Consider the following 19864-nt stretch of genomic DNA (forward strand, 5'->3'; position numbering starts at 1 on the left):
AATAAAGATGGCATGCTGATTACACATGCCATCCCTATTAATGTCTCGTAATATTTTTCCCATAAAAAATTTCATCCATTTCTATTTTTAGCTTTTTCGTAATATCATCTTGCTCTGCACGAGACAATTTTTCTTTTGTATATCCAAACAAATAATTGTCCAAATCGAACGCACGCAGCTTACATTTTGTATGAAAGATATTTTCTTGGTACACATTCACATCAATCATTTCGTATAGCTCTTGTATATCTTCGGGGATATAATTCTGAATCGAATTAATGTCATGGTCGATAAACAACTTATGCCCTGTGATATCCCTCGTAAAGCCGCGCACGCGGTAATCAATTGTCATAATATCTGTATCAAAGGAATGAATAAGATAGTTGAGCGCTTTTAAAGGAGAAATTTCTCCGCATGTAGATACATCAATATCGGCGCGGAATGAACTAATACCGTCTGTCGGATGGTACTCAGGATACGTATGAACCGTAATGTGGCTTTTATCAAGCTGCCCTACCACAGCAGTGGGGATGGGACCTGGCGACTCAGAAAATGATTCAATAGGCGCTTCCCCCACTGGGCCTTCTGATACAAGAATGGTTACACTTGCGCCTTGCGGTTCGTAATCCTGCTGGGCAATATTTAAAATATGTGCATCGATGATATCCGTGACAGTAGATAAAATGCCTGTTAATCGATCTGCACTGTATTGTTCATCAATATACTTTATGTACGCTTCTCTCTCTTCTGGTGTTTTTGTATAACAAATATCATACATATTAAAGCTTAGTGTTTTTGTTAAATTATTAAATCCGTGTAATTCAATTCGCGGTGCATGCACGATGCTTCCTCCTTGCCTAAGTAAACATGATGTTCTCCTATCTATTGTTTACTTATGACGAGAGTGAATATACATGTTATCGTTTGCTCTTTCTTCCTAGTATGTAGCCAATCGCAATCAAAAAACTATAAAAGCCGCCAAACAAAAGAAATGTCCGTATTGTTTCTTGTACTGTGTTTGGTACCATTTTTATTTCTTCAGTAAATATAGCATATATGACTACCAGTAAGACCGCTATTGTAAATAACAATGTCGTTCGTCCTTTACCCTGATGTTTTGCTTTTTTTACAGACGGTGCAGTTTTTTTCGTAGCGCCTTTTTGTTTTTGCGTCTGTGTTTTTCGTTTTCTCTGTTCCAAGTAGTAATTCCCCTTCTTTTATATAAACTCTATCCAACCTTATCAGAACATACGTTCATGTTCAATATTGTTATTATATTGATTATAAAGGTTCTATTGAAAGGTCTTTTAACGAGTTCAAAAAACCTTAAATTTTACAAAAACCTCTATTTTTTCAGAAAATTACGTTGTATAATGATTATAACATCCCGAATTTTCATCTTATGTAAATATAAACCATAAAGGAGGTGTAAAATGCTTGCGATAGATTGGCAAACGGTATACTTGTATGGACTTCTCATCGCAGGTAGTGGCACATTATTATATGCACTGTTCGGTGATATATGGGATGCAGTTCACCCTATCAGTCCAATTGCGGTGCTCAGCTTTTTCGCTGTTTTGTCAGGAAGCGGTTATATTTTACAATCTATCACGATGCTTTCTTCCGAGCTCATTCTCATGCTATCTGCTGTTGTTGCTCTAGTGCTCGTTACATGCATGATGTTATTTGTTATTAAACCGCTTTCTAAAGCAGAGCAAAGTAACATTGTTCGAATGAATGACTTTATCGGCACATTCGGTGAAGTGAGTACTGCTATTCCAGAACAAGGCTTGGGAGAGATTATTTTAACAAGAAGTACTGGTATTCAAAATATGTCCGCAAAAAGTGTTAACAACGAATATATTCCTAGTGGCACAAAAGTGTTGGTCAGCGACGTGAAAGACGGCATCGTAATGGTTCTGCCGGTACCAAAGCATTTACTACCGAATATGAGAAACGGGGGAAAATAACATGACAGCATTTATTATAGGCGGTGTGGTTCTTGCTATTTTACTAATCTTAATTGCAGTATTCGTTATTCGCTATCGTACAGTTGGTCCAGATGAAGCACTTATTGTAACAGGAAGCTTTTTAGGAAACGGAACAAATGTTGTTACAGCAGAAGACGGTAAAAAGGTGAAAATCATTCGAGGCGGTGGCACATTTGTTGTCCCTGTGTTGCAATTGGCAGAACGATTAAGCTTACTCAACCATAAGCTAGAAGTAGGAACGCGCGATACATACACAAAGCAAGGGGTTCCCGTTACAGTCAATGGGGTGTCTATTATTAAAATCGGGTCAACCATTGAAGAAATCTCCACAGCAGCAGAGCAGTATCTTGGTAAAACGAGAGAAGATTTAGAAAATGAAGCGCGTGAAGTATTGGAAGGTCACCTGCGTGCCATCGTTTCTTCCATGACAGTAGAAGCGGCTTACAGCAATCGCGAGGAATTTGCCCAAAAAGTACATGAGGTGGCATCCAGTGATTTAATGAAAATGGGCCTTCGCATTGTATCGTTTACTATTAAAGAGATTAATGACCGCAATGGGTATTTAGAAGCACTTGGTCAGCCACAGATCGCAGCTGTAAAGCGCGATGCCATCATTGCTAACGCAGAGCGCGAAAAGGAAGCGCGCATTGAACGTGCTCGTGCTGAAAAAGAAGCACAAGAAGCAGAGTTACAGCGTGACACGCAAATTGCGGAAGCCACAAAGGAAAAAGAATTGAAGGTTCAAGCATATAAGAAAGAACAAGAAGTAGCAACAGCAGAAGCAGACTTGGCTTATCAGTTCCAGCAAGCTAAAGCACAGCAACGTGTAACAGAAGAGCAAATGCGCGTCAAAATCATTGAGCGCGAAAAGCAAATCGAGCTTGAAGAAAAAGAAATCCAGCGCCGCGAAAAACAATATGACGCGGAAGTAAAGAAAAAAGCAGACGCTGATCGCTACGCAGCGGAGCAAGCGGCAGAAGCAGAAAAAATCCGCCAAATTCGTCAGGCAGAAGCGCATCAATTCAGGATTGAAGCAGAAGCACGAGGACGTGCAGAAGAAGTTCGTGTTGAAGGTTTGGCAAAAGCAGAGATCGAAAAGGCACAAGGTTTTGCGTTAGCACAAGCAGCAGAAGCACAAGGTCGTGCCGATGCTGAAATTATTCGCTTAAAAGGTTTGGCAGAAGCAGAAGCAAAACAAAAAATCGCGGAAGCATTTGAACTATACGGGCAAGCTGCGATTATGGATATGGTTATTAAAATGTTGCCTGTATATGCGAAAGAAGTTGCAAGCCCACTTGCCAATATTGATAAAATTACAGTTGTTGACACAGGTGGTAGCGGAAAAAATAGTGGTGCTGGCAAAGTAGCTGCCTATGCAACAGATTTAATGGCTACTGTTCAAGAAACCTTAAAGGCTTCCTCGGGTGTGGATGTTAAGGAGCTACTTGAAAGCTTCGCCGGAAAAGGTAATGTGAAAAATAGCCTAGATTCATTGACAAACGAAATTGCTTCTAAAAACCATAAAGAAGGGACAGAATGAGCCAAGCATATGCTTGGCTTTTTATATATTTATCATACGTTTTTTATTGAGTAGTATTGCACTAACGGCGTAAATGAGCGAAGCAAAATAGAAAATAGCCCCAATTGTTAAAAAATCAATTAAGTAACCTGTAACAATGACTGCGATTGCCCCAGCTATGGATGTCCATACATGATACCTTCCTACTGTATAACCTGCATTTTCCCGACTTAACTGCCGAACTAAAACCGTTTTTTCTGTATTTCGCTGCAAAGTGCTTAAGCACCCCATCAGGATTTGTAAACTATACACATGCCATACCTCGGTGGCAATGGGAAAACAAAGCATTAGTGCTGCCATCCCCCACGCATATAGAACAAGCAGCTTCTGATCGCCTATCCGATCAGCAAGTTTTCCGGCAATAGGGTACACAAGAGCTGCAGTCAAAGCAAACAAGCCGTACGCCCAGCCGAACTGAGAAAAACTGTCCCCCACACTGCGCAACAGCAAAATATAAAATGGGAACACCATACTGCCTGCAATCATAATACAACTTTGTGATGCGATAAAATATTTATAGGTCATAAGCCGTACTCCTTATAAAATAGATTAACAAATCGCTCATTGGGATCGTATTCCTTTTTCTTTCGGAAAAATTCGTCAGAGCGTGGATAGGCCGCACGAAGTTGAGCTTGAGATGGATACGAGTAGTATGGTAAGTAATAGCTACCACCGTGTGACAGCGTGACGTTAATCATTTTGCGTATCACTTGCTGCGTATGTGTTATATCTTTTGAAGAACGTCCCTGACGAATTAAGAAGACAAAGGCAAACATATCCTCCTTTGCATATGACAGAACGGCTTCCTCATTCTGTTTGACATAGCGAATTGTTATGTTCAAAACATTTAATTCTTCTTGTTTCAAAACAGCGCGAAGTTCGTCTATGTATGCTGTAAAGGAGTCTACCGGCACAAAGTATTCCTGTAAAATCTCTGTGTGACTAGCGCTTTCGTATTCCATAAAAGCTGTTTCAGAACGCATAGCATTATTTCGTGTTTCGTACTCCTGTGAGCGAGTAAAGTAGTTTTTTTGGAGATTCCAAAATAGGGTTTTTCCCCACTCACTGTACCGAGATAACCCAAGAAAAAACTTTGGTAGTAGTATATTGCTGTCTTCTTTTAGTTTCTCGTATTCTTTCATATGATCAAGATTATCTACTTTCACGTAATCTGTAGCATACATTTCCTGCAAAAAGCTATTTGGTTCTATTGAAATGCGAGCCATATGCATACGTACCTTTTCATCAGCTTCTACCTGTCTACGAAAATACGATGTATATTCTTTGTATGTCATAACATGCGTTCGTTTTTGATATAGCTCATTGTTTGTCAAAGACAATGTGATATCCAAAACGATGCCGAACAAGCCGTATCCCCCAATGACCAAAGAAAACAATTCGGGGTTTTCTGTCCGACTCACATTACGAATTGTTCCATCTGCTGTTAACAAACGAAACGATTGTACTGTTTCAATAAACGAACCATGACGAATGTCGCGGCCGTGTACATTCACACTGAGTGAGCCACCTACGGTGAAAATGTTTTGCGATTGCGTAACTTGCAGTGCCAAACCATGTGAGTTAATCACGCGTTGTATATCATGCCATGTTGCACCGCTTTGTACGCGAATCCATTTTTCCTCCGGGTTGAAGGCTATAATCTTATTGTAGCCTTTCATATCCAGAACGGTTCCGCCAGGATAATAGGTATGTCCGCCTTGACTATGCTGCATACCGGCAATGGAGATTTTACTCGTTTTGTCTGTTTCTCTAAGCCATTTCTGTAAGTTTTCCTCTCTGCTCGTGTTATGTATAACCTTCACTTTTGTTGGTAATAGTCGTCCCCGGTCACTAATCGTAGGGTTTTTAATATGATCTAAGTAAATGCTGACAGATAATACAAAACAAGCAGAATACATAATCCACCTTTTCATATTCCCCTCCTATTAAAAGTGTATTTTTACACTTTTAATATATATTATATACCTTGTTGTTTCATATATATAGTAAAATTAGAAAAAGTAGTAAAATTTTGTACAATAAAAAAAGGTACCAAAGTGGTACCTTTATTCTAAACCCAATATATTCGCGAGTTTTTCGCGATCGAACCCCATTACAACTTCTCGCTTCCCGTCTAACTCAACTACTGTAACCGGCGTTGCGCTTGCACCAAGGTCGACCACTTCTTGCATATAAGCACCGTTTTTGCGAATATCTCTGTCTTCAAACGAAATATTATGACTTGTCAGCCACTCTTTCTCTGCGTGACATGGACCACATGTTTCTTGTGTATAAATAATCACTTTTTCTGTCATTGTAATTCCTCCTTTTCACCTGTAGTATAGCATTTATTTCCAGTGTACATACAAGCTTTTTGCTTATACGATTTCGTCCGGATGAAATTGATATTGCTGCAAGTCTACTAGATGGCCGCGCAGTTCTATGCCCTCACTTTCAAGAGATAGCATTTGTATTTCCTTTGCTTCATCAGCAATCATGATTTGCCCCTTGGCATTGACGACGCGATGCCAAGGTAAACGATGTGCATCGCTCATGCTATGCAAAATGCGCACCACCTGACGTGCAGCTCTTGGGTTCCCTGCCAAACGTGCAATTTGCCCATATGTCATAACTTTTCCACTTGGGATATCCTGAATAATTCGTAAAACGGCTGCTGTAAATGCTGTCAAATGGAAAACCTCTCTTGTTGTATTTTCTCCATTGTAGCAACTCATAGCAGATTGTACAAAATTTAGATGACCAGATGAATTGTATTTCCGGCAGGATCTGTTGTTATTACAATATCTCCTTCCTTTTTTACATTCGCTCCTATTTTGTGTAACCTCGCAATAACTTGGGCTCGCGTTTCCTCGTTTGGAAGCATGAGTGAAAACCAATGCAAGCCAGCGCTATTTGGTAGCGGTGCCGGTGCTCCTGCACTTTGCCATGTGTTGAGTCCAATATGATGGTGATAACCACCGGACGAAACAAAAATAGCGGCATCACTATATCGACTTACAACCTCGAGCCCAAGTCTTGTATAAAACTCTTCCGCTTCTTGCAAATCAGAGACTTGTAGATGAATATGCCCGATAATAGTTCCCTTTGGCATTCCCTTCCACTCGCTAGTGGCCTCTTGCAAAACATTTTCCGCATCCAGGCGCTGTGTCGTCATGTGTACTTGCTTGTTTGTCCATTTCCATGCATTTGCATCGCGATCTATATAAATTTCAATCCCATTTCCATCTGGATCAGCCAAGTATAATGCTTCACTCACAAGATGATCAGATGCACCTTGCAGCGGATAGGTATGAAGCAAATGTACTAATATATGCGCTAAGTCCGCACGAGTTGGAAGCAAGAACGCCACGTGGTATAAACCCGTCGTTCGCCCTTGTCTTGGTGCTGCTTGGGCTGGTTCTTCAATGATAAAAAGTGGGGTTTGTTCATCTGCAGATAATATAACTTTTTTCTCTTCGCGTCTTAAAATCTGGAATCCCAATACATCTTTATAAAATGCTAGTGAACGTTCAATGTTGGTCACAAATAAATGAACTTGCTGTACGAATGTAACGGGAGCTTGATGAAATTTCATAATTTATTCTCCTTCGTTATATAAATTAATTACTTTATGTAAGTAAGTTTATTATAGTAAGTTAAGGGAGTCAAGTGAAGAGGTATTCTTCCCTTCCTTTTGGCTACCCTATATACTGGAGGCGATAGGAATGGATAAGTTACAAGCATTATTTGAATATTTAAGTGCACAAGGCATCTCTGTACAAGAAGCATCAGACTTATTGCGCGAAGAGATCCTACAGCCGTCAGTTCAAGAACAACTTGACCTCGGTGCATGGTTGTCACATTCAAATGAGGATTGGTTGTAAAAAAAAGAAGAGGCATAGCCTCTTCTTTTATCAGGCTGTGGAGAAAGTGTTCTCCACAGCCGTTTTTTATGTTTATGACTTCTTTCCACTGTGCAAACTGATTAAAAAGGAGAGAAGGAGAGATTTGATATGATGGGTGCACTGAAAAATCACCGAGATGAGCGTGTTACGACTTCAATCGAAGAGCTTGTTCCACAAGATCACTTTTTACGAGCTGTAGAAGCCACAATAGATTTTGCTTTTATTGAGGAAAAGCTTCGCCCGTATTACTGCGAAGATAATGGGCGTCCTTCCATTCATCCCATCACTTTATTCAAGATGATTTTTATCGGTTACTTTTATGGAATCCGTTCCGAACGTCAGTTAGAGAAAGAAATTAAAATGAATCTAGCGTATCGGTGGTTTTTAGGCTTTTCTTTATCAGATCCTGTTCCTGATCACTCTACTATTAGTTGGAACCGACGTACTCGCTTTGTTCACACAACCATTTTTGAAGACATCTTTCAAGAGATTGTCAGACAAGCTCAATCCCACCGCATGGTGGGCGGTCGCGCTCTAATGACAGATTCTACGCACGTAAAGGCGAATGCAAATAAAAATAAGTATGTACAAAAGCTAAAAAAAGAACAGCCCAAAATCTATCTAGAAGAATTAGAAAAGGCTGTAACTGAGGATCGGCAAACAAACGGAAAAAAGAACTAAAACCTCGAAAGGAAGGCGAAGCCAAACAACCTACTTATATCCGTTCTAGTACAACAGACCCTGACAGTGGATTTCTAATGAGAGACGGAAAACCAAATGGGTTTCACTACCTCGATCATCGCACTGTCGATGCAAAATACAATATCATCACAGACACATATATTACGGCCGGGAATGTATCCGATTCTGGGCCGTATTTGGCACGTCTTAAAGCGCAAATAAAAACCTTTGGATTTCAGGTAGAAGCTGTGGCACTAGATGCGGGATACTTTACAGGTCATATTTGTAAAAATTTAGCGAAACAAAACATTTTTATGGTCATGGGATATCGTAGATTCGGAAAAACAAATAAAGAGGTACCAAAACGTTCTTTTCATTATGTAAAAGAGTCAAATCGCTTTGCTTGCCCGATGGGTTGTATCTTATCTTATGTGACGACAGACCGTGATGGAAATCGACAATATAAATCGAATCCAGATGATTGTGCGGCTTGTCCTCTTCGTCCCAAGTGTTTTTCTAAACAACAAAAAACGCGTACCATTACTCGACATATTTGGGAGGATTATAAGGACTTGGCTCGCGCCAACAAAAAGACAAGTGCCGGTAAGCGTCTGTACAAGCTACGTTGTTCTACAATTGAGCGCAGTTTTGCCGATGCGAAAGAACTTCATGGCTACCGGTATGCACGTTTTCGAGGGCGGGAGTCTGTCCAAATGCAGGCTTTTCTCACCGCAGCTTGTCAAAACATGAAAAAAATTGCCCTTCATCTGACCAAACAGGTCAGATGAAGGGCAATTCCTGTTTATTTTTACTTCATTTCAGACATAGTTTCCATAAAAATTGAAACTAGGGACAGAGTATTAAGAAACCTTTTAGGTTTCTCAACACTCTGAAAAAAGAAGAGGCATAGCCTCTTCTTTTATCGTAATGCTTCAAGTGCTTGAAGTTCTGTTGTTAACTCAAAAAAACGTTCTTTATTACCAACATCGAGAGACTGGTCGATTTCCTTCCAAAGCTGTTCTGTACGAAACGCAAGGACGGCTTTATCTAGTACCATTTCAGCAAACAACGCATCTGTGATTAAAGGCTGTTTTGGGGCATTAAGCATATGGTTTTTCATAGAAATCAACTCCTTGTCCTTTTTTTGATTATACAGTAAATTTTCTGATAATTCAAATATTATTTTCTGGAATTTTTTAGTGTTTATCCGACAAAAAAAGACCTGTTGTTCGACAGGTCAATTATAGCTACTTTGTAATTGCGTCACCAGTCGTTGAAACAGCTGCATTGCATGTTGAATCGGTTCTGGCTGCAGTAAATTTACCCCTGTGTTTTGCAGTAATACAAGTGGTTCTTCACTGCTTCCGCTTTTTAAAAACTCTAAATACACATGCTGTGTATATACATCACCAGCTAGTAAACGTTCAGCAATGTCAATAGCAGCTACAAAGCCAGTGGCGTATTTATATACATAAAATGACCGATAAAAGTGAGGAATTCTTGCCCATCCATATTTGACTTGCGGATCAACCATGATTGCATCTGCATTGTATGTTACAAACAGTTTTTCATACACATGGCTAAAGCTCTCGGCATGTAATGCTTCTTTCCGCTCCGCTTTTTCATGTGTAATTTTCTCAAATTCTGCGAACATGACTTGTGTAAAAAAAGTTCCCTTAAATTGGTCAATGAAATGATTGAGCAAATGTTGCCGTAAACTCTTGGTATCCGCTCGTTTTAATAAATACTGAATTAATAATACTTCATTTACAGTTGACGCTACTTCGGCAACGAAAATAGAGTACCCGGCTTTAATTCGTGGTTGAAATTTACCGGAATAATAGCTATGCATCGCATGCCCCATTTCATGTGTAAGTGTGAACATACTGTCTAAATCATCACGGTGATTTAAAAGAACGTATGGATGCACACCATATACACCTAAATTGTAAGCGCCTGACCGTTTTCCTGGTGTTTCACGCACATCAATATACCGTTTTTCTTTAAAAGAAGATAAGATATACACATATTCCTCACCAAGTGGTGTTAAGCTTTCAAGCATGGTTTTGTAGGCGTCTTCATATGAAATCTCAAGCTTTATCCCCTTGGTTAACGGGACATTTAAGTCATAAGCATGCAAATTTTCCAGTCTGAGCTGCTCTTTACGAATTTCCATATAGGTTTGAAGTGGCTGTAAATGTGATTTTGCAGTTTCAATTAAGTTTTCATAAACTTGCTTTGGCACACGATCGGAAAATAAAGCCTTCTCAAGGGCGGATGGATAGTTACGCAGCTTTGCGAGCAATACATTATTTTTAATGGCTGCTGATAAGGTCGACGCAATCGTGTTTTCAAGCTGCACATACGGCTTATAATACGCTTCATATGCTTCTTTGCGTACGGATTGATTCGGGTGCTCCGTCAATCTTGCGTACATCCCTCGTGTAAGTGGAATTTTTTTCCCTTGCTCATCTGTTACGTCTCCAAAGCGCATGTCTGCGTTGTTAATCATTGAAAATGTATTACGGGGCGCCGAGAGCGCTTCACCCATTTGAGATAGCAACTCTTCCTTTTCCTGGCTTAATACATGGTGTTTGTACCGATAAGCTTCCAGTAAATCATCTTCAAAATAAGCAAGACCATCTGCTTCTTTTATGTATGAACGAAGTGTGCTTTCTTCCAGTCCCAGTAAAAAAGGCAGGAAAAATGCCGTTGCCCTGCTGAAATTCTGTCCTAAGCTACGAACTTTATCAAGTAGAGCTTGCGCCTTTGTTATCCGTGTGTCTAAGTCAGCCTGCAACTGGGCAAACGCATATAGTTTCCCATAATGATATGTCGCTTCTTCCTTTGTTTGTAAATAGGCATACAAATCAGCGGCGTTGTGAATACGATTTACGTATTGGTTAAGTTTCGAAATTAATGCTGTTACATGGGCATAATCATTTTCCCAGTCTGCTAAAGTAGGATAAATATCGCATAGGTTCCATGTTTCATTTTCAGGCACAGTAGTCCTTATCTCATCTTTCATCTGAATCTCCTTTCTATGCATAAATAGCATAACTGTACGTTATAAACCTCTTTTGTATCATACTATTAATCGTATTAGCAAAGTAATGACAAAAATAAAAAACTGCAGCATGTGCTGCAGCTTGTTTATGAGCTCCTTTCTTTCAGATTGGTTCTCTATGTTCTATATCAAAGGCCTCTCACCTTTACCGTATAAAAGTCGCCGCCCCTCCTTATGTATAGATTTGGTATGATGTCGGCAAATCAAGCTGCTGTTATGTAGTCACCTGGACCGAGAAAAGGCCACACAATCGGGCGTAGGACCGTTACTTCTTCGAATGACCTCATCGAGAAATTGGGCATTGTTTCTTGTTGAAATAGCTGAATTGGGAGTTTTCGTAACCAACCGCGCTGTTGTTGTTTTAGAACCTGGTTTCTTGTGGAAGTTCCGTTTGCTTTTACAGCATGTGTACGTGGTTTATTCTCGCTTGGTTGAATTACCGTAAAGAGCATATGCTCCGTGACAACTAACTCCGATTTTCGCTTCTTTTTGCGGCGAAACGGCGTTTGCTCTTTTTCCGTTTGGACAAGCATATATGTATGCTCGTGCTCATTTTTTTGCTGCACAATTTTTAGTTTATGGCTTAGTTCCAACTCTGTTGCAGTTGCCTTCATTGCGTACTCTGCGAAGGGTTGCTCCTCTTTTTGTAAGGTAAACTTTAGGCGAAGGGCTTCACTTCTGGTAATCATTCGGATTTGCTTCAAGCTGCCTTTTTCATTTAAAGCTAGGAACACAATGGCTTCTTTTCTTTTTCGCTCACCATGCTCTTTTACACCGGGAAAGCTCACAAAGATGTTTGTATGAAGCGTTTTTTGTAGTGTCGCGTGACTCATGCTACCCCCTACCTTTCCGGAAACGTCAGGTATTTTACCTGTGAGATACAAATTCCCTAAGTATCCCTGTTTCTCCTACTTCACCTCTCTGCCTTTTCATCGTCAAATTCTCCTTATTCCTGTGCTCTCTTTTGTTTTTCCGAACATTTGCGAGTGTGTTGTATATCGAAAGTCGCGGATTGCCGTTTTATTTTGTTGAATGAAATTACTCAATAAAAAAACTTCAGGCAGTTACCCTGAAGTTTTATTGTAATTCTGTAAGAAACGTATTTAAATCTTGTTGGACCTGCTGCAAAAGGCCTTTTATCTTATCAATATCAAGCTCTGTTTTGCCTGTTTCACCAATGAGTGGATAGAGGTGATCTTCAATTTGTTTGTATTGCTCTGGATATTGCTCCTCTACCTCATCTTCAAAACTGTCCCATTTCTCTGCTAGAGTTTTACCAAACGATTTGATTTTCTCTTGATCTGCTGCAGTTTGTAAGTATTTTGTGAAGCTTTGCAGCTCGGTTAAGACACTTTGTACACCTTCAACAATTGCGGCTCGATCTGTCGCGCTTGTTTCAGCTGCTTTCGGCGCTGCTTGTTTATCCTCCTGTGCATGGCACCCTGACAGTAAGCATACTGCTGCAATAAGAGATAATGCGTATTTGTACATGTATAACGCCTCCTTTTCACTGTCAGTTGTAGCCAGATTTCCTTGCTTTCATACGTTAAGTTTTTGCGTAATGTCAAGAAAATGTTTTAAAACACGAGCCGTTAATCCCCAAATCACATGTCCTTTGTAATGATAAAAATACTCATCCATTCCTCTTGTTTGCCAATTATATGACTCCCCGCCCGGTATGAGTTCAAATGGAAAGTCTGAGCCCGGTTCTACCTTATAATGAACGCGATAAACGTCTGGTGTTTGCCTGAGGAGTTGTGAGAGAGGAACTGTAAATGTGTTTGCCACTTCTGCTGCATTGGGTATGAGTTCACACGAAGGGTCTATAAGTCCTGTATAGGGATAAATGATAGAGCCGAACGGAGATATCATGTAGTCAAGCGGCGCAATTTGGGAAATGGCATCTGCAGGAATTCCGAGTTCTTCCATTGTTTCTCTCATTGCTGCGTGCTGCGGCGTTTCGTCAGAAGTATCAATCTTTCCGCCCGGAAAGCAAATTTCTCCCGGTTGTCTGCGTAAGGTGGCGGACCGCACTTCAAATAAGATATGGAGTTCGTTTTCTTTTTGTATAAGCGGCAATAGTATTGCAAATTTCATAAATTGTTCACTACCCAAAATAGAAGGTGTTCGAGTCTGTAGAGCAGTTAATATTTTTCTTGTGTCCATCGCTTCTCCTCTCCTTTATACCTACACTTTTATGTAAATAAAGCCCCTTCTAGGAAGGGGCTTGCTTCTCTTAATGCTTTTGTTGTTGTAATTCTGAAATGCATTCTTGTACAAGAGTAACAGCTTGGCTCATCGCAGCGCCGCCCGCAAAAGCTGTCGCCACGCCGCATGCTTCAAAAATCTGTTCTTCTGTACAGCCTTGGTCTATACAACCCTTTGTATGATAAATTGTACAGTATTCATCTTGTGTTGCCAAGCTGATACCAAGTGCGATTAATTGCTTTTCACGTTGCGTAAGCGCTCCTTCTTTAAAACAAGCTTCTGTGAACGCGTTATAGGCCTGTGTTAGCTCTGGTGTTTTTTGTAAAAATCTTCCTAATCCTTCTTTGTAGTGGTATAAAGACTGCTCCACCGAATTTTGAAAGTGCTGTTCCATAGTTGTCACTCCGTTTCCCAAATGATGTCTCATGCTTTAGTATGCTATGAAACGGAAATTGTATGTCTACGTATTAAAATTTCGCATAGCAACTTCGGAAGGAGCCATATTATGAGCAGGAGGTGAAATGTATGGATAATGAGCAATGGATGTCTGAAGCTTTAATAGATGCCTATACTAGCGGCCCTGTTTCACAGAAACAGGAACAAAAACAACAAATAAACGCTAAACAGCAGCTTAAGCAACAAAAGATTGCACGAGATAATCGCTAATCCGAGATGAAACACTTGTTGATAAACACCATCTAGTAATACAAATGAATTGATTCGTAAGAAATCGTTTTTCTTTCTTCTCTTTCGTATTCTAGATCCAACATGTAAATTCCTGTTTGGAGAAAGAAAAGCACACGGAATGTTTCCGTGTGCTACTTTGCGTTCATATGCTGGTTGGATTGATCATCTTGTTCTTTTTTCAGTTGTTGTTTTTCTCCTTCAGGCAACTGCTTATCATTGCGTTTTGTAGGCTCAGAATCTTTGTTTTCCAGCATATCTTTTGGCACCTGTGGCATAACACGACCGATGATGGCCGCAAACTCTGCCATTACCGCCTGCGGATTACCTTTTTGGATTTGTTTCCCCATAGCTTGTACTCTTTGGTACGTATCCGGGTCTGCTACCACAATTGCATTAGCACCGTGTGGGTCATGTTTAATACTTTCCGCAACGGTATATTTAATGGTTTCAACGCGTGTTCGGTCGAGTTTACTATTGACGTCAATCCCAACAATAGCATAAGGACCGAGCACAACTGCTTTCGCTGCTTTAACATTTGGAATATCGGCCGCAAGCTTCTCTAGATGTGCCGCCGCACGAGGGTTGGATTTATATCGTTCGGGTTTGTACGTTGTATTTTTTACGCGTACAGTTTGATCACCGCTATATGCTTTTTTTTCTTCCTTCGGTCCGCAAGCTGTTAACAGTAAACATACAATTATCAACCATGAACTGATTTTCATATGTACACCTCCTTATCAATCATAATTTTCCTCTATGTTATTTAGTTTTTTGACTTGCTCTTCAAATGCTGTATCGGCGTTAATAAAGATCTGGTACGTGTCATTGTTTAACGTCCCAACAAACTCATAACACAATACCTCTTTATTTAAATCATTAATAATAATCGCTTTTCGCTCTTCAAGCACTTTTAAGTTTGGGTTAACCTTCTTACGCGCTTCTTCTACAGATAACTTTGGCTTCGGGATAGAACGTTTGCCTTGATAGGCTGCTAAATAGTCTTTTGCTGAAAAACCGACAATACTACCATCATCAAGTGCAACCTTCATATTGATCGATTCTGGATAAATTCTTATACCATTTAAGTTAGTAACGTATGTGAATACACCAACGGAATCGTATTGTGAGCTTTCAAACAATTCCATATTCGCAAATTTATTATTCTTCAAGAATGTAGCGCCTTTGATAGAAGCAGCATTGAGATCAATCTTTTGCGCACCGATTTCACGGTTATTAATAAGCCATACAGGATGACCACCTTTTTGTGTGATATCCATATAAATTTCACTTTTGGTGTTAGGCTGTTGCACTGACAAGCTGTAATAACGATCTTTTTTCTTTTCTCCTGTTTCTTCTACCTTAATGCCTTCAGTAGTTTTTATACCGAGAAAGCTTTGTGCAATTTCTTTTGCTTGCTGTTTTGAGATAGGTTGGCCTTCCATTTTATTCAAACCTTTTTCAGCTTGTTTATAGCTTGTAAATGTAGGACCAAAATCAGCCTCCGTATAAGAGTTCACATTCTTTTCAACGGTTTTGAACCCGTCAATAATCGTATTATCAGACGGTTTGCGATCTGCTGCCAGAGCGAGCTCTACATCCATCCAGCGCAGGTTATTTTTTAGCACAAGATGCTGTACATGACGCAGTTCGTTTTGGATATCAGCTGATTTTTGGTGCAGTTGCTGCAGGGTCGCATATTCTTTATCATTTAGCGGTTCTTTTTCGAGATCACGCACCGCTGTTCGGTAACTAAAGTCTCCGATACTGGCTAGAAATTCTTCCGTCTTATTAAATGGCAAAAGTGTTAAGGGTAATTGTCCTACATCGGAGCGTGCTTCAGACGTAATTCGCCAAACATCAGCTAAAGCAGGTGAAAGAGATGTTCTGGAATTCATGGCAAGTGTGTTCCCAATTTTGTCATGTAATAAATCCATTTCATAAGTCAATTCATGAAACGCGCGTTGATAATTGTTTTCTGCATGAATTAACACTGCATTTTTTTCTTGATGCTCTAAATATCCCCAGTAGCCGGTTCCCGCTACAACAAAGGTTAACGCAATAATTAACAAACCTCTAAGCATGGTAGAACTCCTTTCTATCGGCAAAAAATATGGCGGCCGATTTTTTTTATTTGCGGACGTGACCAGATCCACCCGCTTGTCGCTGTGTCTGGATTAAAGTAGTAAATTGCATTTTCTGTCGGATCCCACCCGTTAATTGCATCCAATACAGCTTTTTTCGCTGTTTCATTCGGTGTTAAATAAATTTGTCCGTCAGCTACTGCTGTGAAAGCACGCGGTTCAAAAATAACACCAGATACCGTATTGGGAAATGAGGGACTGCTAACGCGATTTAAAATAACGGCTGCAACTGCCACTTGACCAATATAAGGTTCTCCGCGCGACTCGCCATATACGGCGTTGGCCATCAGCTGAATATCATTTTGTGAGTAGCCATTTGGTACATTGCTGCTTGGTGGTTTAGCTGGCTTATTATTGGCTGTACCGGACGAGCCTTTTTCATATTTCGTTGCTTTAACCAATTTTTCTTTCGTTTTTTGTCCCACAATTCCATCAACAGGAAGACCAAATTTATCTTGAAAATTGCGGACAGCCCAGTATGTATTCCAGCCGAATACACCATCTACTTTACTTGTATAATAGCCGTTATACTTTAAGCGTGATTGTAGTTCAATCACATCCTCACCGACTGCTCCTCTTTGAATCACTTGACTGGAAAATGCGCGCGCCTCTCGTTGACCGTCACCTGCCACTAGCAAAGTGACAATCAATACAAAGAGAAGAGGCGCTTGATAAGCATACTTGCGCATACGTGACCTCCTTACTATTTCATGTGTTATACAAGTATGTTTTTGTAAAAAAGACATTTTTATGTAAGTAGTTGAAAAATAACTCTTATATGGTGTTAAGATACTCGACGAACTGTTTGAGCGGGACCAATCCTTTTCGCGGCATGTGACTAGAAATGACTGCTGTCATCGCAAGCTCTGGTACAACCAAAATATACTGTCCTGCATATCCAAGCGCGAAGTGAATATGGTAACGCACATCAAATGTCGGTTTCTGCATCGTCCACCAATGCAAGCCATATGACCCAATATGTTCATATGTTGTGAACAAAGGTTTGCAGCATTATCCAGTTGCTTGATACAAGCTGCTGTCCATTCCATATACCTTTTTGTAAATATAATATGCCTAGCTTTAATAAGTCAGAGGGCTTCATTCTTATACCAAACCCTTCACCTGTTCGCCTCCATTTTATTGCGATTTCTCTCAGGATGTGCAATTTTGGGAAAAGCATCACAAAAAAGGTCAGCATTCGCTGACCCATCTTTTTATATGTAGTTAATAAGAGCTCGATCCCCCTTCACTCCCATCAACAAGTGCAAATGATCAATATTCGATTTTAACACACCCATCCTTTTTAAAACAACTAATATAGAAATTAGGTGCTACTTCGATATCGTTTATCCAAAAAAATCCATTTGCTTTGTAAAAACAGATTGCCGGTATATTATCGCGAGCAGTAGAAACATAATATACCGGATATGGCTGCTTCTCGATGAGATTTGATAAGAGTTTTGTTGCAATGCCTTTTTTAAAATACGTAGGATGGACAACCAAACGACAAATGGTAAGCTCTTGGTTTTCAACTGTATAAGAAATTGCACCTGTGAGTTGTGCCTCTATATAGTAACCAAGAAATATTTCACCGCAGGCTTGTAGTTCTTCTAGTGATTCGTGAAGCGATGGAATCTCATCAAAGCCAATGAGCTCTGCTTCTACTGCATATGAAGTGCGCTGCAGATTCCACAATGCTTTGGCTGTTTCTATGTGCAACACATCCATCGAACAAATCATCACATGCTCCTTTCGGGCGGCAAAATAATTTGAAACGTAGTACCCTTCCCACGTTCACTTGTTACTGTAATACGTCCATGATGATTTTCAATAATTTTAAAGCTGACCATAAGCCCAAGTCCATTTCCATTTTTCTTTGTCGTAAAGAATGGATCGCCCATATGCTGGAGCTGCTCTGACGTCATTCCAATACCTGTATCTTGAATGGATATGCAAATCTCTTTGGCTACCTGTAGACTCACATACAAATCTCCACCATTTGGCATCGCTTCTAATCCATTTTTCACCAAATTCAATAACACCTGCTTAAGTCGTGTGCGATCACATTGTGCAATAACTTGTGCATGCTCGCATACAAAATGAAGTGCAACACCTTTATGTTCCGCCTGCATTTCTATAAGTGCTAATACCTCATGAATAATCGGGATTATATTTTGTCTTGTAAGCTGTACAGCTTTCGGTTTGGCTAACACAAGAAAATCTTCTACAATTTCATTAATGCGTTCTACTTCATCTAGGATGATAGATAAATACTCACGTCGCTCTTCATTTTCTTCATCTAGCTGTAAAAACTCTGCATATCCTTTCATAGAGGTAAGTGGATTGCGAATTTCATGAGCGATTCCGGCCGCCATTTGTCCAACTGCAGCGAGCTTATCTTGTCGCCTTACTTGCTCTTCTGCTTTCTTTCGTTCTGTGATATCATTTCGAATAGCCAGATATTGATATGGCTTTCCTTTACGGTTCATGAAAGGAACGATTGTTGTTTCTACCCAGTAATACGTACCATCCTTAGCGCGATTTCTAATTTCTCCCTTCCATACCTGCCCCGCTCCAATGGTTTTCCACATATCCTGAAAGAACTCCTTACTGTGATAGCCAGAGTTTAAAATACGATGATCTTTTCCGATAAGTTCTTCTCTACTGTATTTGGAAATCTCGCAAAATTTATCATTTACACTTGTGATGATACCTTTTCCATTCGTAAAGGCAACAATAGAAGATTGATCGAGTGCAAGTTTAATATCTTGTAAATCACTATCACTTGTAGAGAGGCGTTTGCTAATGAGTGTTGTTGAAACAACAAGGCTACCTAAGATGATAATAGATGCAACCAGCATGAGATACATCAATAAATCAGCATTCATTTCCATAATAAACTGCTCGCCATTTTCAGGCAGAGTGACCGTGTGCATGAGTAAAATATGACTTTCCGTAATTGCTACTGTTACAAATGAAGCTGCTAATGGCTTTAACCAAATATGTTGATACGGAAGTTTGGCGTAAAATAGTAGCGAGAATGATAACGAAAATGCAATTAAAATGAGTAATGCTGATAACAAGAAAATAAGTGCACTGTAGCTTACATGTACTTGTATGCCATGTAGGCTAATGAGATGAACAGCAAGTACTGCCGCTGTCATGAATAGACTCATCAGTGTGATACGTAGCTTTGTTGTTTGCTGCACATGTAATACATACAAAGCAATGGCTGTTAAAACCCAGCCAACAGACCAAGAAAGCACAACAATACTAAGGTGGTAGGATTGCAGCACATTCATATTACGCGCCAATAATCCAAAAAAGCTTGTAATCCATATACCTGTTGCTAAAGAAAAAACACTACCCAGAAATAAAAATAATTTGTTTTGTCGTGTGGTTTTAACTAGTAGTAATAAATCAAAGGCGGTAAAAGAAGCAATGATCGTTAAAATGATGGCAATGAACATTAAAATAGGATTGGTAATTTCGCTCATATATGTATCCTTTTCTCTAAAATAGGTTTTCACTATGATTGTACGGGAAAATGTCATAAGAGAAAAGTTAAAAATACACCTACATACGGTATGCAGGTGTATTTATTC

The 19864-nt window shown here is 39.8% G+C and carries 24 protein-coding genes; 5 read left to right on the plus strand and 19 right to left on the minus strand.

All coding sequences use genetic code 11. The features are described from left to right. Positions 1-37: 37 nt before the first annotated feature. On the minus strand, positions 38-841 hold the full coding sequence (speD, locus tag MUG87_RS02325; protein ID WP_247085163.1) for an adenosylmethionine decarboxylase: 804 nt from the start codon (positions 839-841) through the stop codon (positions 38-40). 76 nt (positions 842-917) lie between these two features. Beyond that, positions 918-1199, minus strand: coding sequence for a hypothetical protein (locus MUG87_RS02330; RefSeq protein ID WP_247085165.1), 282 nt, complete (start codon positions 1197-1199; stop codon positions 918-920). A 234-nt stretch (positions 1200-1433) separates the two neighbouring features. On the opposite strand from MUG87_RS02330, the gene MUG87_RS02335 reads away from it, so the two are divergent. Together MUG87_RS02335 and MUG87_RS02340 are read left to right on the plus strand one after the other, a co-directional pair. Further along, positions 1434-1970 (plus strand): NfeD family membrane protein, encoded by a 537-nt coding sequence (locus tag MUG87_RS02335; RefSeq protein WP_247085167.1) that lies wholly within the window; start codon positions 1434-1436, stop codon positions 1968-1970. A gap of 1 nt (position 1971) precedes the next feature. Continuing rightward, positions 1972-3531, plus strand: a complete 1560-nt coding sequence (locus MUG87_RS02340; protein WP_247085169.1) for a flotillin lipid rafts scaffold protein FloT — start codon at positions 1972-1974, stop codon at positions 3529-3531. 21 nt (positions 3532-3552) lie between these two features. Here MUG87_RS02340 and MUG87_RS02345 read toward each other — a convergent pair whose 3' ends face one another. The 5 genes from MUG87_RS02345 to MUG87_RS02365 all read right to left on the minus strand — a co-directional run bounded on the left by MUG87_RS02345 (position 3553) and on the right by MUG87_RS02365 (position 7165). Beyond that, positions 3553-4095 (minus strand): MFS transporter, encoded by a 543-nt coding sequence (locus MUG87_RS02345; RefSeq protein ID WP_247085171.1) that lies wholly within the window; start codon positions 4093-4095, stop codon positions 3553-3555. After that, positions 4092-5489: an FAD-binding oxidoreductase gene (locus MUG87_RS02350; RefSeq protein ID WP_247087455.1), complete on the minus strand. Its 1398-nt coding sequence runs from the start codon at positions 5487-5489 to the stop codon at positions 4092-4094. The genes MUG87_RS02345 and MUG87_RS02350 overlap by 4 nt, the downstream gene beginning before the upstream one ends. A 147-nt stretch (positions 5490-5636) precedes the next feature. Then, positions 5637-5885: a glutaredoxin domain-containing protein gene (locus MUG87_RS02355; protein WP_247085172.1), complete on the minus strand. Its 249-nt coding sequence runs from the start codon at positions 5883-5885 to the stop codon at positions 5637-5639. Positions 5886-5948: 63 nt separating this feature from the next. Next, the gene (locus MUG87_RS02360; protein ID WP_247085174.1) at positions 5949-6260 is read right to left on the minus strand and encodes an MGMT family protein; all 312 of its coding nucleotides are present in this window, start codon (positions 6258-6260) and stop codon (positions 5949-5951) included. Positions 6261-6322: 62 nt separating this feature from the next. After that, on the minus strand, positions 6323-7165 hold the full coding sequence (locus MUG87_RS02365; protein ID WP_247085176.1) for a VOC family protein: 843 nt from the start codon (positions 7163-7165) through the stop codon (positions 6323-6325). 130 nt (positions 7166-7295) lie between these two features. Here MUG87_RS02365 and MUG87_RS02370 point away from each other — a divergent pair, with 130 nt between their 5' ends. Then, a complete protein-coding gene (locus MUG87_RS02370) occupies positions 7296-7454 on the plus strand; it encodes a hypothetical protein (protein ID WP_247085178.1) in 159 nt (52 codons plus the stop codon). A 129-nt stretch (positions 7455-7583) separates the two neighbouring features. Beyond that, positions 7584-8944 (plus strand): IS1182 family transposase gene (locus MUG87_RS02375; RefSeq protein WP_247081727.1). Its coding sequence is split into 2 segments (ribosomal slippage): positions 7584-8145 and positions 8145-8944, totalling 1362 coding nucleotides; the frame shifts between segments, so codons are not numbered across the junction. Between the two features lie 131 nt (positions 8945-9075). Here the strand turns inward: MUG87_RS02375 and MUG87_RS02380 are convergent. The 6 genes from MUG87_RS02380 to MUG87_RS02405 all read right to left on the minus strand — a co-directional run bounded on the left by MUG87_RS02380 (position 9076) and on the right by MUG87_RS02405 (position 13825). Beyond that, positions 9076-9276: an IDEAL domain-containing protein gene (locus tag MUG87_RS02380; protein ID WP_124564782.1), complete on the minus strand. Its 201-nt coding sequence runs from the start codon at positions 9274-9276 to the stop codon at positions 9076-9078. A gap of 117 nt (positions 9277-9393) precedes the next feature. Further along, positions 9394-11205, minus strand: coding sequence for an oligoendopeptidase F (pepF, locus tag MUG87_RS02385; protein WP_247085180.1), 1812 nt, complete (start codon positions 11203-11205; stop codon positions 9394-9396). 221 nt (positions 11206-11426) lie between these two features. Beyond that, positions 11427-12056 carry a hypothetical protein gene (locus MUG87_RS02390; RefSeq protein ID WP_247085182.1) on the minus strand — a complete coding sequence of 210 codons (630 nt, stop codon included), beginning with the start codon at positions 12054-12056 and terminating at the stop codon, positions 11427-11429. A gap of 244 nt (positions 12057-12300) precedes the next feature. Further along, positions 12301-12714, minus strand: a complete 414-nt coding sequence (locus MUG87_RS02395) for a hypothetical protein (protein WP_247085184.1) — start codon at positions 12712-12714, stop codon at positions 12301-12303. Between the two features lie 48 nt (positions 12715-12762). Then, on the minus strand, positions 12763-13389 hold the full coding sequence (locus MUG87_RS02400) for an NUDIX hydrolase (RefSeq protein WP_247085186.1): 627 nt from the start codon (positions 13387-13389) through the stop codon (positions 12763-12765). A gap of 70 nt (positions 13390-13459) precedes the next feature. Next, a complete protein-coding gene (locus MUG87_RS02405; RefSeq protein WP_247085188.1) occupies positions 13460-13825 on the minus strand; it encodes a carboxymuconolactone decarboxylase family protein in 366 nt (121 codons plus the stop codon). A 131-nt stretch (positions 13826-13956) separates the two neighbouring features. Between MUG87_RS02405 and MUG87_RS02410 the strand changes: the two genes are divergently transcribed. Then, positions 13957-14097, plus strand: coding sequence for a hypothetical protein (locus tag MUG87_RS02410; RefSeq protein ID WP_247085190.1), 141 nt, complete (start codon positions 13957-13959; stop codon positions 14095-14097). Between the two features lie 152 nt (positions 14098-14249). Here the strand turns inward: MUG87_RS02410 and MUG87_RS02415 are convergent, their stop codons facing one another. The 6 genes from MUG87_RS02415 to MUG87_RS02440 all read right to left on the minus strand — a co-directional run bounded on the left by MUG87_RS02415 (position 14250) and on the right by MUG87_RS02440 (position 19756). Continuing rightward, positions 14250-14840, minus strand: a complete 591-nt coding sequence (locus tag MUG87_RS02415) for a YhcN/YlaJ family sporulation lipoprotein (protein WP_247085192.1) — start codon at positions 14838-14840, stop codon at positions 14250-14252. A gap of 15 nt (positions 14841-14855) precedes the next feature. After that, positions 14856-16199, minus strand: coding sequence for a germination protein YpeB (ypeB, locus tag MUG87_RS02420; protein WP_247085194.1), 1344 nt, complete (start codon positions 16197-16199; stop codon positions 14856-14858). Between the two features lie 14 nt (positions 16200-16213). Continuing rightward, the gene (gene sleB, locus MUG87_RS02425; protein WP_247085196.1) at positions 16214-16948 is read right to left on the minus strand and encodes a spore cortex-lytic enzyme; all 735 of its coding nucleotides are present in this window, start codon (positions 16946-16948) and stop codon (positions 16214-16216) included. Positions 16949-17033: 85 nt separating this feature from the next. Beyond that, positions 17034-17207, minus strand: coding sequence for a hypothetical protein (locus MUG87_RS02430; RefSeq protein ID WP_247085198.1), 174 nt, complete (start codon positions 17205-17207; stop codon positions 17034-17036). 324 nt (positions 17208-17531) lie between these two features. Further along, on the minus strand, positions 17532-17999 hold the full coding sequence (locus tag MUG87_RS02435) for a GNAT family N-acetyltransferase (protein WP_247085200.1): 468 nt from the start codon (positions 17997-17999) through the stop codon (positions 17532-17534). Then, entirely contained in the window at positions 17999-19756 is a 1758-nt protein-coding gene (locus tag MUG87_RS02440; protein WP_247085202.1) for an ATP-binding protein, read from the minus strand. Before MUG87_RS02440 ends, MUG87_RS02435 begins: the two co-directional genes overlap by 1 nt. Positions 19757-19864 lie beyond the last annotated feature (108 nt).

The organism is Ectobacillus sp. JY-23, from assembly GCF_023022965.1.
GTDB lineage: Bacteria > Bacillota > Bacilli > Bacillales > Bacillaceae_G > Ectobacillus.